Origin of the sequence: Enterococcus sp. C46 (genome assembly GCF_040887565.1) — a bacterium.
Taxonomy (GTDB): domain Bacteria; phylum Bacillota; class Bacilli; order Lactobacillales; family Enterococcaceae; genus Enterococcus_B; species Enterococcus_B lactis.
Map to the genome: position 1 here is coordinate 86,506 of NZ_JBFOGA010000004.1, position 17,320 is coordinate 103,825.

14 protein-coding genes are annotated in these 17,320 nt (G+C 32.1%); 1 reads left to right on the forward strand and 13 read right to left on the reverse strand.

The features are described 5' to 3' along the window. Positions 1-10: 10 nt before the first annotated feature. From AB3I27_RS07980 to AB3I27_RS08035, 12 genes are read right to left on the reverse strand one after another with little or no spacing between them, the layout of a single operon-like run. On the reverse strand, positions 11-1,192 hold the full coding sequence (locus AB3I27_RS07980; protein ID WP_002289364.1) for a DegT/DnrJ/EryC1/StrS aminotransferase family protein: 1,182 nt from the start codon (positions 1,190-1,192) through the stop codon (positions 11-13). Then, positions 1,143-1,820, reverse strand: a complete 678-nt coding sequence (locus AB3I27_RS07985; RefSeq protein WP_002289363.1) for an acetyltransferase — start codon at positions 1,818-1,820, stop codon at positions 1,143-1,145. Before AB3I27_RS07985 ends, AB3I27_RS07980 begins: the two co-directional genes overlap by 50 nt. Continuing rightward, positions 1,793-2,941 carry a UDP-N-acetylglucosamine 2-epimerase gene (neuC, locus tag AB3I27_RS07990; protein WP_002289362.1) on the reverse strand — a complete coding sequence of 383 codons (1,149 nt, stop codon included), beginning with the start codon at positions 2,939-2,941 and terminating at the stop codon, positions 1,793-1,795. Before neuC ends, AB3I27_RS07985 begins: the two co-directional genes overlap by 28 nt. Continuing rightward, positions 2,938-3,942 (reverse strand): N-acetylneuraminate synthase, encoded by a 1,005-nt coding sequence (neuB, locus tag AB3I27_RS07995; RefSeq protein WP_002292874.1) that lies wholly within the window; start codon positions 3,940-3,942, stop codon positions 2,938-2,940. Before neuB ends, neuC begins: the two co-directional genes overlap by 4 nt. 11 nt (positions 3,943-3,953) lie before the next feature. Further along, positions 3,954-4,961 carry a UDP-N-acetylglucosamine 4,6-dehydratase family protein gene (locus tag AB3I27_RS08000; RefSeq protein ID WP_002289359.1) on the reverse strand — a complete coding sequence of 336 codons (1,008 nt, stop codon included), beginning with the start codon at positions 4,959-4,961 and terminating at the stop codon, positions 3,954-3,956. Between the two features lie 12 nt (positions 4,962-4,973). Next, positions 4,974-6,395: an oligosaccharide flippase family protein gene (locus AB3I27_RS08005; RefSeq protein ID WP_002292875.1), complete on the reverse strand. Its 1,422-nt coding sequence runs from the start codon at positions 6,393-6,395 to the stop codon at positions 4,974-4,976. Continuing rightward, a complete protein-coding gene (locus AB3I27_RS08010) occupies positions 6,382-7,452 on the reverse strand; it encodes a polysialyltransferase family glycosyltransferase (protein ID WP_002292876.1) in 1,071 nt (356 codons plus the stop codon). Before AB3I27_RS08010 ends, AB3I27_RS08005 begins: the two co-directional genes overlap by 14 nt. Position 7,453: 1 nt before the next feature. Continuing rightward, the gene (locus AB3I27_RS08015; RefSeq protein WP_002292877.1) at positions 7,454-8,881 is read right to left on the reverse strand and encodes an O-antigen ligase; all 1,428 of its coding nucleotides are present in this window, start codon (positions 8,879-8,881) and stop codon (positions 7,454-7,456) included. Then, positions 8,874-9,836 carry a beta-1,6-N-acetylglucosaminyltransferase gene (locus tag AB3I27_RS08020; protein WP_002289068.1) on the reverse strand — a complete coding sequence of 321 codons (963 nt, stop codon included), beginning with the start codon at positions 9,834-9,836 and terminating at the stop codon, positions 8,874-8,876. Before AB3I27_RS08020 ends, AB3I27_RS08015 begins: the two co-directional genes overlap by 8 nt. A gap of 32 nt (positions 9,837-9,868) precedes the next feature. Continuing rightward, a complete protein-coding gene (locus AB3I27_RS08025) occupies positions 9,869-10,954 on the reverse strand; it encodes a glycosyltransferase family 1 protein (protein WP_002289069.1) in 1,086 nt (361 codons plus the stop codon). An 18-nt stretch (positions 10,955-10,972) separates the two neighbouring features. Then, on the reverse strand, positions 10,973-12,013 hold the full coding sequence (locus tag AB3I27_RS08030) for a glycosyltransferase family 2 protein (protein WP_002289071.1): 1,041 nt from the start codon (positions 12,011-12,013) through the stop codon (positions 10,973-10,975). A 15-nt stretch (positions 12,014-12,028) separates the two neighbouring features. After that, positions 12,029-13,420, reverse strand: a complete 1,392-nt coding sequence (locus AB3I27_RS08035) for a sugar transferase (RefSeq protein WP_002289073.1) — start codon at positions 13,418-13,420, stop codon at positions 12,029-12,031. Positions 13,421-13,797: 377 nt separating this feature from the next. Between AB3I27_RS08035 and AB3I27_RS08040 the strand changes: the two genes are divergently transcribed. Next, on the forward strand, positions 13,798-14,781 hold the full coding sequence (locus AB3I27_RS08040; RefSeq protein ID WP_002289074.1) for a serine hydrolase: 984 nt from the start codon (positions 13,798-13,800) through the stop codon (positions 14,779-14,781). A gap of 367 nt (positions 14,782-15,148) precedes the next feature. Here AB3I27_RS08040 and AB3I27_RS08045 read toward each other — a convergent pair whose 3' ends face one another. Beyond that, positions 15,149-17,287 (reverse strand): glycosyltransferase family 2 protein, encoded by a 2,139-nt coding sequence (locus AB3I27_RS08045; protein ID WP_368022965.1) that lies wholly within the window; start codon positions 17,285-17,287, stop codon positions 15,149-15,151. Between the last annotated feature and the right edge of the window lie 33 nt (positions 17,288-17,320).

Sequence of the window (17,320 nt, forward strand, 5' to 3'; positions counted from 1 at the left end):
AATATCACACCTACTTGAATATTTTTTTAAACTCATCAATAACAAATTCTTGTTCACTATCTGTCATATTACTTCCAGAAGGTAAGCATAAGCCGCTATTAAATAACTTTTCTGACACACTAAGATTATTATCATGGTAATACATTTTTACCCCTTGAAATACTGGTTGCAAATGTAGTGGTTTCCACAAAGCTCTTGTTTCAATGTTTTTTTCATTTAGTTTATTTATTACGTTAACTACTTGATCAATAGAATTATAATCATTGATCGTTAAAGTAGACAACCAACGATTTGGCACCATGCCATCCACTTCTGGCATCATTTCAATTCTATCAATTCCAGAAAAAGCTTCCTTATATCGATTGAAAATTTCTCTTCGTTTAGCTACTCTATCATTCAATACTTCCATTTGTCCACGTCCGATACCGGCAGAAATATTGCTTAGACGGTAATTATAACCTATTTCGCTATGTTGATAATACGGTGCTTGATCTCTTGCTTGTGTTGCTAAAAATCTTGAATGCTCAACATATTTTTTATCACTAGACACTAGAGCTCCTCCACCTGAGGTTGTGATGATCTTATTACCGTTAAATGAATAGATCCCAATTGTCCCAAATAAGCCTGACGAAATTCCCTTATAAGTAGAACCTAACGATTCCGCTGCATCTTCTATCACTGGAACATTAAATTGGTTTGCAATAGCTAAAATTCGTTCATAATCAGCCATTTGACCATATAAATTCACTACGATGATTGCCTTAGGTAATTGGTTGTTTCTTTCAGCTTCTTCTAATGCGCTCTCTAGTGCAACAGGGCTCATATTCCATGTATTAGGTTCTGAGTCAATGAACACTGGTACAGCCCCTTGATATAAAATAGGATTTACTGTAGCTATAAAAGTAAATGAAGGAGCAAAGACAATATCGTTTTTTCCAACATTAAGCAGTCTTAAGGCAAGATGTATGGCAGCTGTACCTGAACTTAACGCAGAAGCTCCGCCCTTAGAACCAGTATATTTTGTAATACTTTCTTCAAATTTATCCACATTTTCACCTAATGGCGCTATCCAATTATCTTTAAAAGCCTTAGCAACATATTTTTCTTCTGTTCCTCCCATATGAGGACTTGATAATAAAATTCTAGAATTCAAAATTAATTCCTTCTTTCTTAATTTTAGCTGGATTGCCATAAGCTAAGGAATGTGAGGGAATATCCTTAACAATAGTGCTCCCTGCGCCTATCATACACCAAGATCCAATTTTCTTCATCTGGATACATTGAGAACCAATTCCTATTTGAGTTCCTACACCTACATGTACTCCACCCGCTAAGCATACACCTGGAGATAAATGAACATAGTTATTAATTCTACAATCATGCTCAACAATGCTACCTGTGTTTATTATAGCATGCTCTCCAATTACAGCATCTGGGTTAATTACAGCATTCGCAAAAATAACAGTTCCATAACCAATTGAAATTTCTTTTGCCACTATAGCACTTGGATGAACAGCTATTCCATATTGCTCACTTGGCATATTCAATTTTTTTATAATCTTTTTTCTTACTACACAGTCACCAATAGCTACAATAAATTTATAGATTTTTTTTTTGCTATCCGCCCAGCTATTCAATTCGTTTATTTTCCCAAGATATTTCAGATCTTGCATTTTATTTTGCTTATCATCAAAAAATCCATATATTAACTTATTTTCTAATCTTAAGGTTTCAATAATGACTTTTGCGTGTCCGCCAGCCCCAATAATAATGTATGGATCACTAGTATATTTTAATAAGCTATTTGTTTTTGAATCCACTTAATATCTTCCCCATCATTCAATATTTGATTCAATGTTTTTGTTATTCTTCTAGAACTGTTGCCGTCACCGTAGATGTTCTTAACATTTTTCAAGCTTTTTATAAACTGAGGATCTTGTATTTTATTCAAAGCAGTTTCAATTTCATTTTCATTTAGATTTGCATTTATAATATTTTTAGATTGTTCTCGTCCATTTTGTCTGGTTCCTAAATTTATTACTGGTATTTTGAATGATGCAGCTTCAATTATCCCAGAAGAAGAATTTCCGATCATAAATTTGCACTCTTTTAATATAGTCAGGTATTCCTCCGGCTCTAAATTCGTAATATAAATAATATCCGTTTTTAAATATTTCTGGTACATTTTTCTGATAATTTCGCTACCAGCATCACTATTAGGTAAAATGCAAATAATTGGTTGAGATTGTTGTTCCATTGAATTGATCAAAGCTAAAATTTGTTTTTCTATATTTTCTAGTTCGGTTACAACTGGATGAAATACTTGCAAAACGTATTTTTTCTTTTCAAATTTTAGATGATATTTTTCTTTTATATCTCTAAAACTAGGTAATCTATTATTTAAAATAGTATCTATTCTAGGAGCTCCGACGGGAAAAACTCTCCAAGAATCTTCCCCCATTTTTATTAAACGCTCTTTGCTTTTTTCCGTAGCAGCAAAATGAACAGATGCTATTTTCGTTATGGCATGTCTTATTGATTCATCTACAGTACCAGACACTTCGCCTCCGTGAATATGTGCTGTTTTGATTCCAAGATACAAACAAGCTATCGCAGCTGCCAACATTTCTCCTCTATCCCCTAGTAATAATACAAAATCAGGGCTAGTTTGTTCAAATATATTTGTGAAACCATTTATCTCTAATGCCACAGACCGAGCCATGTTTCCCTTATTGTTCTCTAAAAACAAACTTTGAACTTCTCCACTAATTCTAAATCCGTCAGCTAAGATCAATTCTTTAGTAAATCCATATTTATGGGATAAATGCATTCCAGAAACAACAAATGATACATCCCAATTATCTTGTAGTAAATTCTCAGCAACAGGTTTATATATTCCATAATCAGCTCGTGTTCCACTTACTATAAGTATTTTTTTCATTCAACATCTTCCTCAAGCAGAACACTATCTGCACTTATTGGTCTTTTAACTTTTTTGCCAATATATTGATATAAAAACTTAGGAGCTATTCCATTTCCAGGACGTTTTATTGTAAGAGATTTCTCTGTAAGAATATCTCCCACATTTAAATTCTCAGTGACCACTAGGCTTTTTCTTGATACTTCTTTTGTACTAAGTTCAGAAGGCATTGCTCGCTTAACACCATCACCTAAAAATATTTCAGTGTTTCTAATATGCTTTACAAAATCTGCAAATTCCTGAGGATCTAAAGAAGCTTTATGATCTGGACCAGGTAGTTCCTTATCCAAGGTAAAATGTTTCTCAATTACCTTAGCACCCATCGCAACAGCACAAATACCAACATCATATCCCAATGAATGATCGGAGTACCCAACGGGTATCCCGAACATTTCTTTTAATGTGTTAATCGCCAATAAATTAATATCTTCAGAACTAGCCGGATAATTTGAAGTACAATGTAAAATAGTAACTGGACTATCTATGAAACAATCTACAGCCTCACTGACCTCATGAATATCAGCCATACCTGTAGATAATAAAACTGGCAACCCATACATATCTATTTTTCTAAGAAAAGGTAAATTTGTTAAATCTCCTGAGCCAATTTTAAATCCTTGTACACCAATTTGTTTTAGAAAGTCTGCACTTTCTTCATCAAAAGGAGTAGACAAAAAATCAATTTTATTTTGTATACAATAATCTTTTATTCTAATAAAATCAGATTGAGATAATTCTAATTTTTTTAGCATTTCAAATTGAGAACTGTCCTCTTTAAGATTATCCTTCTGATATTTTGCCATTGGAGCCTTTTTGGAAACTAGCTTATTCGTTTTAAATGTTTGAAATTTAACCGCGTTAGCTCCACATTCTTTAGCTTTATCAATACTTTCTAAAGCTAAATCTAGACTTCCATTATGGTTTACACCAATTTCTGCAATTACATATACTTCTGATTTCATCATAAAACTCCTTACCAAGTCACGACATTATTCTCTTTTGCGATTCTAATAAATTCCTGTCCACTCATTAATTCTGTTGCATCTGAAGAGTATGCAGTGATTTTAATTTTTTCATAATCTTTGTACAGTTCGTCAGTAGCATGATAGTGTGGTGGAATGATATACATTTTATCATTTTCATATGAGCGTTCAATTTCGTCTGTAGTCATTAGCTCTTCATATAATTTTTCTCCTGGCCTGATACCTACAACTTTTATTTCACCTCTATATTTTTCATCATGTGTATCATTATATATTTTTATTAATGATTGAGCTAAAGTTAAAATATTGATTGCCGGCATTTTTAAGACATATGTTTCTCCAAATTTTGAATTCATAGCAGCAGACAGAACTAATCTTGCAGCATCCGGTATTGACATCATAAATCGTGTCATATCAACATCTGTCAAAGTAATATCTTTATTGTTTTTTATTTGTTTACTAAAAAGAGGAATAACAGATCCACTTGACCCCATGACATTTCCAAACCTTACACAAGAAAATATTGTTTCTGTTTTTCCTTTATACTGATTGGCAGCTATTATTAATTTTTCACTCAATAACTTTGTCGCACCCATGGTGTTAGTAGGACTCACTACTTTATCTGTACTGATACCTACAAAATGTTTTACATTATTTTTGATCGCTGCATCTATTACATTTTGAGTTCCCATCACATTTGTTTTTACAGCTTCCATAGGATTATATTCACTTGCTGGAACGTGTTTCATTGCGGCAGCATGAAAAATAATATCCACATCACGACATGCATAATCAATCCTTTGAGAGTCTCTGATATCACCAATTAAAAATCTCAAATTAGTGTGATTTGAGAGCTCTTGTTGCATATAAAATTGTTTTTCTTCACCTCTACTATAAATTCTGATAGCTTTTGGTTCATATTTTAAAAGCTGACGAACAATTTCACTTCCAATGGAACCAGTTCCGCCAGTTACTAATATTGTTTTTCCTTTAAACACTTATATCTCCTCCTATGAATTATAGTCATCTATAATTCGATTCTTAATCTTTAAAAAATATATAACTAAACTAATTATCAATAATGATGTCAAAACGTAACGAATCAACATTTGATTGATTAAAATATGAAGTATCAAAGAAAAAATTGATACAAAAATTATTATGATACATATTTTTTTTGTGTCAAATAATTGTTTATTCGTAATTTTTTTAGCGATATTATAATGAAAAATAAAAAGTAAAAAATACGTAAATACGGTTGTGTATCCAGCAGCAATTATTCCTAACCTAGGTATGAAAATCATGTTTAATAGTATATTAACTATAGCACTTGCTACTGTACCAATCGCAATAAACGATGTTTTTTTCTCATAAAATTCAGCATTAACTGGTAAACTATATAAAAACTGAAAGAAATAGCCTAAGGTTATCGGAACCACTAAAGATAACCCAGAATAATAGTCTTTCGGAGCCATAAATTTTGCTAAATCAATCGAAACTACCATTACAATCATCGTAATCAAAGTAAAGACTACTAAATAATAGTTACTAACTTTCTTCACTTTTTTTTCATTATTTTTACTCATCTCACCATAGAACCATGGAACCCAGGCGTTATTAGTAGACATCCATATTACGCTTAGAATAATACCTATGTTACTAATGTAGGAATATATTCCACCCGCAGCAGGACCTAAATAAGAATTAATCATAATTCTATCGAATTGTGCTAAAACTATATTTGCTAAGGAATGTGGGATTAGCGGCAAAGAGATTTTTAAAGCGTATCTCCACTGTTTTTTATCAAAAAAATGAGCACCCTTTATCATTATTCTTAAATAAATTACTAAACCTATCAACACAAATGACAGTGTTCCGCCGACTACTCTGCCAACATATTTATCATCAAAATATAATGTCTGCATCAAAGCTACAGAGATTGCAATATTCAAAAAAGTAGATATAAAAGATAAAATCAAATATTTAAAATGGTTAAAGTTAATCGTAAAATAAGACTGGATATAACTAATTACAAAACTAGCAAAACTTTGTAATAACATCAAATTAAATACAAGTTGGTTCATATCAAAAAAAGCATTTGAAAACAAAAAATATATGTTCCCTATTAATAAGAACACAATTAACGAAAGTGTAGCTAGAGAAAGTACCGATGACATAAATTCATTTATGTCATCTTTATAGTCAAAACTTGCATTATTAATTGCCGAATTTAGGCTTAGCCCAACAAGAATCGAAAAAATTGATACAAATGAAGTGAAATTATTAATCAAACCATATTCTGCTTGAGTAGTAATATTTACAAAAATAGGAATAGTTATGAATGAAATTCCCTTAATAAAAAAATTCCCTATAGTATACCAGAAACTGGACTTAACTAATTTTGACTTGGAAAGTGTGTTAAATAATCCCATACTCTACCAACTTTCTTAATTCTGCCCAGTTTTCTGGGAGTAAAATTTTTTCTTCTGATAGACGGTTATATTGTTCACAGAAAAGAACAATATTTGTCAATGTTTCTTTTTTATCTTCAGATAATGCTGTATATTCATTTAAAATTAATTTAGCCAACATAATAGAGTTGATCGTCTTTTCAAACATCATAGATGGTGAAAAAGAAATTGTAGATATAGGACTAATCAAAAGTGTTGAAGAGAAGTCATTTTCAAGTAGCAAGACTTCAAACGGTAAACTGGAATTCAATATGTTTTTTTCACCATAACGATTTGTCCTTGCTCTAGGATGAAGCTTAATTAAAGTTTCTTTTTTTCCAGAAAATATACTATTTACTTTAGCGAAAATATCTGTTTCATCTATGCCATAACCATCAGATAATAAAGGTTGATCAAAAAAGATACATTTATCTCCGACAAAAACTTCTTCTATCCCAAAGATTGATTGTATGTTTTTCATCAATTTACTGTTTTCATCTATTTTGGGAATTTTTTTTATATTTTTTACATCATAAAGTAACAATTCCGGACAATAGACAAAATAATCGTCAATTTTTTTTTTGAAGATGCTATTTTTATTTAATATTTTAAAAACTCTTTGAACGTTTTTACTTGTTGAAAATATACTCTTCTTCAAATAAGTACCCAAACCATCTTCTATATAATTTAGTTTTACATCTGGATTTTTTTTGTAAACATTGGAGAAAAGTATTTTTGTGAAATAATTTTCCCCCTGTATAAAAATTTCATCATAAACGGATAAATCATCCGAGAAAAATTGATTATGGTTAGTTAACAAGTTAATTTTACGTTTAAAGGAAGAACCGATTTTCCGGTGATTCACAAAAACAACATCATTAAATAGCCCTAATTCTTTTATACGCTCACTATATCTTCTAGCGTTTTCAAATTCAGAATAAATAAATAAATCTCCTTTTGATTCTCGGTAAAAATTTTGATAAACATTTAATATATTAATCAAATGTAAAGGAGTCCAAGCAATGAAAGCTGTCTTCATATTAATTCTCCTTTTTTAAATACAAGTAAGAAATGCTTCCCAAATAATACCAGAAAACAATTGAAATGACATCGCGCTTATTGAAAAGTACATGAGCCTCCACCATTTCATCTATAAAAATAGATAGTATAAAAATTAAAACAATACCAAGAAACGCATAATTCACTTTACTTCTAAAAAATGTTTTGAGTAAACTAAAGATATTTAACACATAGAAAGCATAGATACATATAAAAGCAATTATACCACTTGATACAAGTACTTGAAGAAATCCATTATGCATGTTTCCATGTGCTCTTTTTAGTTCATTCACATCTGTAGTATCAAGATCTACTTTTTTCAAAAATTTTGCATCGCTATTCCCATAGAAATCGGTCTCTCCATAACCAAATAACAAAGTTGGTCTTATAACTTTAAGCGCAGCTTTCCAAATCGTAAAACGACCAGCTGAAATTTCGGAGTTATCACTAGAATGCTGTAATATTACTTCTTTTTCTGGAAGTGGAGTTTTATCTGATTCATTTGACTCTATAACTTCTACTTTTCTATCAATCGATACAGGAATTGTTGCTAAAAAATCCTTAGCATAATTAGTACCAAAAGAAAAATATACCAATAGAACTAATAATATGCTTACCATCCATTTGATTTTTACAGGTAGTACTTCTCTAATGCTCTTTCTAAATTTTGAATTGGCAAACAACAAAAGAAATAATACTAAAAAAGAACAAATTACTACCTGGGCACCTCTAGACGAAGAAAGTGTAATATAAAATATTTGTACGATAAAATTCATCATATAAAAAACACGAATCGTTTTTGTTATTTTTGAAATTAATACACTAATTAAACTTAAAATAATAGAAGTATATCCAAACATAGCTCCAACATTTGGACTTGTATAGACACCAAATAACCGATGTTCAATAAAACCTTGTCTTGCAAGTAATCCTGGCGTTCCTGTTGGGACATGATAAGAAATCAAAAAAATAAATTGATAGATAGATATTAGCGCAGCTAAAAAAATTATGATAATGAAAACATTATTAAAATACACCATTTTTTTCTTTTTTTCCTCTTCACTTTGTGAAAAGTCTGCAGGAAAAATTACTATCAAAGTAATCAGCAAATATCCAAAATTATAAATAGATGGAATTAAAAAATTTTCTCTGTTAATGATTATAGTTAAGATAAAACTAATCATTGCTCCAATCAGTAGCCAAGAAAAACGCATTTTAAAAAAATTTTTCTTTATAAAAACCTCATACAAAACTATAATTCCACCCCAAGCAAAAGCTATTTTCATCGGGATATTAGTTACATTAAAAGTACTAGGCATAAAATAAAGCAGACAAATGATTAAATTTATTACTCGAAACGCATCTCGACTTAATAAACTCTTCTCTAAAACAGGTACTATTCTATTCATCTATATTTCCAACTTTCAAAATTTCTTTATCAATTCTATTTAATAGTTTATCAGAGTAATCCGATTTAACTTTTCTTACAAATAATTTTTCACTTTCTTTTATTTGATCTATATCCCTTTCATCAAACCATTTGTTCATGGAAGGATCAATAATATGAATATTTGCTAATTTCGAAGTTTGTAAAGTAGTTTCTTCAATATTTTTCAATTCAAGTGGTAAATCTGGTCCTCCAATAACATTTTTATTTTTGAACGAGGAATTAAAAAAAAGTGTATGAAAAAATTTTTCATCTGGGGCAAACATACCTATTTTAAAATTCAGGTAGTCTTGTTGATTTTGTTCATACATTTGTATTAATTCTGTTAGGCATTCTTTCGACAAAGCCCACCATTGAGAACCATGATACAAATCAAATTTATGGTGTCTAATTTTTGGGGGAAGTTTAATCATCCTCAGACAACGATTAATTATAGCTCTAAAAATTTTAAATGCAGTTGTGTTATTCCTATTAATTCTAGGATAATCATGTTTTTGATATACATCTATATGTTTATAATAAAATTCTTTATGTTTAATTTGATCTAGATCTATTCCACGAATAAATTCCACTGAACTATTCTTTTTAAAATAATTATAAATATACTCATTATCTTTGATTGGATAATCAGCACCAGATAATAATACATATTTTAAATATTTCTCATTTTGTAATGCTCTCTTTACTAAATTGATTTCTGCTTGTACAATGGAAAAACCACCCCAATAAATTTTAACACGGTTTTTATTACATAAAAATTCAACATTATCATATGATTTAAATGCTTCAATAAATGGTTCTATATCAGTTTTTTTATCTATATGAATAATAAAAACTGCATTTTCGTTCAATCGATTGACCAATCTCTTTAAGTTGCCAATATCATTGTATGCCAATATCAAATAACATATTTTCAAAAATAATCACTCCTAAAATATCTTGAACATTTTTAATGATCTCTACTATATATACTCTCCATTTGTTCAGTAGTGTACGAAACATCATAACTCTTTAGTTCTTGTGTTATTTTATTAGCATACGGCTCTTTTATTACTTTTTTTGCCCATTCTTGTGGTGTTTCATCTAATGATACAAAATCCACATTATTTGTTAACTTTGTATCTTTGGAAATAGTATCTGCTAAGACTAATTTTAATTTTGCTGCTTGTGCTTCTAATCCAACCATTGGCAGACCTTCATAAAGAGAAGGCATTACAAAAACATCCATCACAGATAATAACTCGGGAATATCGTTTCTTTCTCCTAAAAATTTTACTCTTTTCTCTATATCCAATTCTACTGCTTTGGCTTTCAGTTTATTTCTAAGTGACCCTTCACCTACTAAAATCAAGTAAGAATCAGAATTCATTTTTAGTATTTCTAAAAAAATCTCTAACAAATAAGATTGATTTTTTTGTTTCTCTAATCGTCCAATGTTTCCCACAACAAAAGTACTCATTGAGATATCCAATTCTTTTCTCTTATTAACCTTAGCTTCTGAATTTTTACTATAAAGCTCTAAATCAATACCATTATGAACTATCTCAAAGGGATGGTTTTGAAACAGACTTTCACCAGCTTCTTGACTAACGGCAAGGTAGTCTGTTGCATTTTGTAACAACAATTTGGTTAAAAATTTACGCAATACATTCATTACAATATTTTGAGATTTTCCATCTTCAGTTGCATGGCTATGAGCAATTCTCTGTCTGATTCCATTCTTTTTGGCTAACCATAAATTAATTCCCCCGCCAAAATAAACCTGATTGTGAACTATAGAAAAAGATTCTTTTTTTAGTAACTTATTCACTTCTATTAAATATTTAAAAATATTTTTCTTAGGATTAGGTACAACAAAAATACGGCCTCCTAATCTTTCAATCTCTGAATGATAGTCTTGAACATCTGCATAATCTTCATAAATCAAAAAATCAAATTGATAGTTTGTACGATCAATTTTACGATATAAATTCATCATGAAAGACTCTGCTCCACCTAAACCCATTCGTCCCTGAAAGTGCAAAATTCTTTTCATTATATTTTCCTCCATTAACTAATATACTCGCTTCAAAGCAGCCATTAACCCTGGCATTTTCACTTCAACGAAGCTTCCAACTTTTACAGCAGATAAAAATAGTGGAGCTGGCATATTGTAAAGCAACTTTGTTATTTTTTTTGCTGAAGAATCCGTCTTAGCAATTTGCTTGGCTTCTCGGATCACTGGATCACTCAATATCTGCTTTGCTTCGTCTTTCTTCTCTTTTGAAGTTCTTGCAGAGGTACTATAAATAGAAAAAATAACTGAAGTTGTCCCTTTTAAAAGAAGCGCCGCCATACCGTCTTTATTAATATCGTCTGTTACAGTATTTGCTAATGAATAGAATTCTTTAAATGTTTCGAACTTGTTAGGTCGGTATTGATTAGTGATCCCCTTCCCACCTTCAAATTCATAAATATATTCTACTTTTGGGTTCATGATCACTTGATGACAGTATTCATAATAATGTAAGTTAAATATTCGATCCTCACAACTATTATAAGTTTTAAATAGAATTTGGTTATTTTTCAGAATATCGCTACGATAGCATTTGTTCCATACAACATACATCAACTGTTCATTCATTAACTGATACATGTCTTTTATAAACTCTTCGTGAGTTAGATAGTGACATTCTGTAACTAAGTTTTCTTTTTCGGAAACGATTCTTCCCTCGTCCATTGTACGAAAAACAAACGAACTAACAACAAGATCCGCTTTTGGACTCTTTTCTAGCAAATGATCATAATCTGACAAGATCGTTTTTACTGGCGTGTCATCTGCATCGAAGAATAAGAGATATTCTCCTTTTGACTGTCTTATTCCTTCGTTTCTTGCTAATCCGGGCCCTTGATTGGTCGTAGTAATCAATTCAAAACGTTCATCATTTTCAATCAGTTCTTGAATGATTTCCTGTGTTTGATCTGTTGATCCATCATTTACTAAAACGACTTCGTACTCTTCATAATCCAATTCTTTTAGAATATCAATCGTTCGACCAATAGTTGCTTCTGCATTGTATACTGGTACGATTATGCTGAATTTCGGATTGTTCATTTTTACGCCTCCCAACTAGCGAAAGATTTTTTCATTCGGAAAAGCAATTTCTGCCAATGAGATCACATTTTCGTCTTCTTCAAGTCCTTGAGAGGACATTTTATCAAATAGGATCTTGATGGTTTGCAGCAAGATCTTTAAATCAAGCATCAATGAATATTTTTTGATATAAAGTAAATCAAAACGTAATTTACTGTTGTAATCAGAGACATATTTTCCATAGACTTGTGCATACCCAGTGATACCAGCACGAACATTATGCCGTAAGTAGTAATAAGGGTTTTCTGCATTGAACTGATCGACGAAGAAAGGACGTTCAGGACGTGGTCCTACGATCGACATATCGCCTTTCAGCACATTGAAGATTTGTGGTAATTCATCAAAGCGGACAGCTCGAATAAATTTACCTACAGGCGTTACTCGTGCATCATTGCTCTTAGCTAAAACTGGTCCAGATTTTGCTTCGGCTGTGGCGGTCATCGAGCGGAATTTATAGATTGAAAATTCCTTTTGATTTTTTGTGATCCGCACTTGTTTATAGATGATTGGTCCCGGTGATGTCACTTTGACTAAAATTGCTGTGAATAACATAAATGGTGAAGCAATAACTAATAAAACAAGTGAAACGATGATATCAAACAAACGTTTGAATAGTTCATATTCAGGTTGGATTCTAAATCCAGATGCTTCAATAATACTTTCATCTTCGAAATTCATAATATTTGGATTGATCAATGTCAAGTTTTCAAATGTTGTATTCAAAAACAATTTTTTTTCATTTTTAGTAACTAATTGATAGATTTTGATTTTTTCAGTTTCTTCGATATGAGAAGCAAGATAGACAATATCGATGTCTTTAATCATATTTTTGATGTTTGCATAATAGTTATCAAGAATGACTGCTTCGACTTTATGTTTGTTGTTTTTCTTTGAACCAAAATTTTGGATTGCTGGTGCGACATCCTTTTCTAACCCAATAATGACGACCTTTTTATCTCGACTTACGCGTAAATAAAGTTTATATACGAGAATACGATAGATACTTAAGAAAAGCGTACCGAGAACAAATGAAAGTAAGATAACAAGACGTGGAAAAGCAAACCAGCGGCCCGCAAAAGTCACTACCATGATCCCTAGTGTCATCAATACCTGACCGATGACTGTGACAAACACGATGTCACTGATCATTCGATTATAAAAAACATATGCACCCAACAAAATGTTCAACGCAATAAAAATCACTGAAATAATAATTGCTGAGTGTTGGAAAGTTTCTAAATTTCGTAATGGGATCTCTCCACGAAACTTCAGTAAGAAACTACTATATATTGCTGCATTGTATACAATAACATCCATTAATATAATGAATATCCGTCGTGCAGCACTCCATTCTCCATTTTTATTCATATATACACTCCTAATCACAAAATAATACCTCTATTATCTTACCATAGTCACCTTTAAAAACCTAGTTTATAAGCAAATTGTAATGGAATTTAAAAATGTCTAATAAAAAGCTTTATACACCTCTAATCAAGACAAGGACTCTAAATTACAAATCTCCAGATGAATCGATTTTCACTAATGTTGGTAAATTAAAGAAGTCGAAGTATTTGCTGCTTTTTTTATCCACTCATAAAGTGAACCTTTATATTTTTCAGAGAATCCATCTTCCCAAAGCGCTGTCTAGTCCATAAGAATACCTGTATTACGTGAAGAATCGAAAAAATTGAAATCGATTTTTAATGACATTATGCTTATAGAAGAAAGTGAGGTAATATCTTATGAATAAACAAGAGTTGCATGATTTTATTGGTTTTCGACAACCAAATATATGTCAAATTGTCGCATATAAGGATGGGGTAGAAGTTTATACAGATGAATGGAATGGTTATAAAAAAGACGATACTTGTCATATCATGTCAGCAACGAAAAGTATTGTATCTTTGCTGATTGGCATTGCTTTAGAGCAAGGATTAATCAAAAGTATCGATGATAAAGTATTAGATTATTTTCCAGAGTATAAAGTGAAACGCGGGGAGAAAACTATTTACGCTATTACAATCAAGCACTTGCTAACAATGAAAGCACCCTACAAATGTAAAGGCGATCCATGGACAAAAGTCTGTTCAAGTGAAGATTGGACAAAGACATCACTAGATTTATTGGGAGGAAGAAAAGGTATAACCGGCGAATTCAACTATCAAACTGTCTGTTTACACATATTAACTGGCTTGTTGTATCAGACAAGTAAGCTAACAACTGTTGATTTTGCCAATAAGTATCTATTTGATCCTATAGGGATACCAAACCATGTCAATTATTATGCTGAAACAGCTGAAGAACATAAGCAGTTTACAATGGATAAGTCTCCTAAAACCAATGTCTGGTTTTGTGATCCACTAAATATCGGGACGGCAGGATATGGTTTGTGTTTATCGGCAAGTGATCTGGCAAAAATTGGTGTATTATGCCTAAATAAAGGGATGTATAAAGGAAAACAAATCGTACCACCCATGTGGATAAACGAGATGTTCAAACCTAGAACCAGTGCTTTAGAAGACTTACAAAATATGAGATATGGCTATTTATGGTGGGTATTAGATTCTGAGAACGAAATATATTCAGCAATTGGTAATAGTGGAAATGTTCTTTATATTGACGCTAAGAACAATCTGGTTATCTCCATCACTTCTTATTTTAAACCCATGATAATTGATAGAGTGGCTTTTGTAGAGGAATACCTTAAACCATTTATTTTAAAATAGCCTATATTAAAATAAAATATCGATTCTTTGACAGCTAGGGTTCGTGAAACTTTGGCTATGATTTTGTATCTATTGGCGCTCTGAGCATGAATAAGAGCGTGGGACAAAAGTAAGAAACACTTTTGTCTCATTCTTTAAAAACGAATAAACGGTGGGAGCAGAAGCAACTTCTTCTTAAATAAGCCGAAATTCACAAAAATTTGAAAAGCAATTTTCGTGAATTTCTTCTTATTTCTCGGAGTTAAACACTTCTGTCCCAACCTCGACTTATTTTTTTGAGTCGGCACCTTCTGCCTTTTTTTGACAAAAAACTATAAAAAGCCGTTATGTGCGAGCGAATCACAACATAACAGCTTTTTATTATAGTTTAATCTGGTCTCAACGAAAAGTCGCCGATTCCTTCTTTTGTTAAATTATCATTGTAAAATGGATCATGCGCAATATATGCTGGCCATTTATCTTGCATTTTTTTGATTTCACCAGCAAAACGTCTTTGTTTTTCTGGAGTATCTTCATAACCTCTTGATTTAGATTCGAAATGGTACAATTCTGCTTGATGTGCATAGACATTGTAACGACCCAGTTCATAAACTTTCAAGCACAAGTCAACATCGTTGAATGCTACTTCTAATGTTTCATCAAACCCGTTAACAGCATTGAAGTCAGCTGCCTTGACCATCATACAAGCTGCAGTGACTGCTAAGTAATTGACGTCAATGACCAATCGGCCGAAATAACCACAATGTGTTCGATCATAGTTATTCAATGCATGCCCTGCAACACCACCGATTCCTAATAATACTCCTGCATGCTGCGTTGTATCATCTGGATAAAACAGTTTTGCTCCTACACAGCCGATTCGATCAAACTGTGCATAAGAAACCATCACCGTCATCCAATCTGGCTCAATCACTTCTGTATCGTTATTCAAGAATAAAAAGTATTTGCCGTTTGCTTTTTCTGCTGCTAAATTGTTAATTCGAGAATAATTGAATGGAATGTCAATCAATTCTACGATAAAGCGGTCTTTCAGCTGATGCTTGTATTCTGCAAATAATTCTTGCATTTTTGGATCTGTACTTCCGTTATCCGCAATAATGATTTCATAATTTGAATAAGACGTTTTTTCGATGATCGAATCCACACAAGTTTTTAGATCTTCATAGCCATTCTTCGTTGGAATGATCACACTGACCAAATCCTCTTGCAAGACGTCATAAGCAATCTCATAAAATCCAGAAATTCTGCCAGGACGTACGCTTCCTTTGATGTTTCTTCTAGACAGGGCATCTGTCAATGCTTTCACTCCGGAATCATAGATATAACTTTTGGCTTCGCCATTACTTGCAGTTGATCCTGGGATCGTCCGCCAATGATACAAGACTCGGTCAATGTGGTAAATATGATCTGCAGGGATTTGTTCTGTCACACGAAGGACCAAATCATAATCTTGAGAACCTTCATAGCCTTTACGGAAACCGCCAAGTTCTTTAACAATGCTTGTTCGATATACGCCTAAGTGAGAGATATAATTATTTCCCATCAATGTATCAGGCGACCAGTCTGCTTTGAAATGCGGATCAAAGCGATTGCCATCTGCATCGATTTTATCTTCGTCACTGTAGATCACATCCAGTTCTGGATGTACGTTTAGCACTTTTGCCACTTCATATAATGCAAATGGCGGTAATTCATCATCATTATCTAAGAGTGCTATAAATTCTCCTTCTGCTATTTCCAATGCAGAATTAGTTGCCAGACTGATGTGTCCATTTTCTTTTCGGAAAACGACTTTGATTCTATCATCTTTTGCTTGATAGGATTCCAGACACTTTCGGATAGCTTGATCAGTAGAAGCATCATCACTGATACATAGTTCCCAATGATCATACGTTTGATCCAGTACCGAATCAATGCATTTTTCGAGCCATTTGATTTCAACGTTATAGACAGGCATAAGTATGGAAATCAATGGACGGTACGCAAATCCTTGTGCTTCTTTCCTTTGCTCTTTCAAATCTGGTTTCTCATGACGACTGATCCACTCTGCATAGTCGATCGATCCTAGCTTCAATTCCAATTTGACCCGACGGATCGCTTTTTTTACGCCATGAGTCCTTGCATAATTTATCCCTTTTTTCAGTAATCTTTTTTTTCTTTCCCATGAAGATTCAATGCCGTCATCATAAGGGTATTTACCGTTTAATTTCACAGCTATGCCATTTTGATGTCTCGCTGTTTGGAAGTCTAAGATGGCTTTTCCTCTCATTTTCCCTGATAAACGTACCTTAAAACCGCTTTGGGTCTTAACATCAAGATTATATAAATGATTGATATCCAATCTTACGACATGTGTTGCTTCAGCAATCACATTTTCTTTTTCTACCTTTATCGTAGGGATTTCTTTGGTCACTTCATCAATTGCCCAGCCCACAATAAGCAAATCGCCAGTGGCCCGTTCACGAGTGATTTGATCGATAAATACGGCAATTTCTTTTTTTTGCACGATTCGTTTACTCCTTATCTTTATAAGTTAATC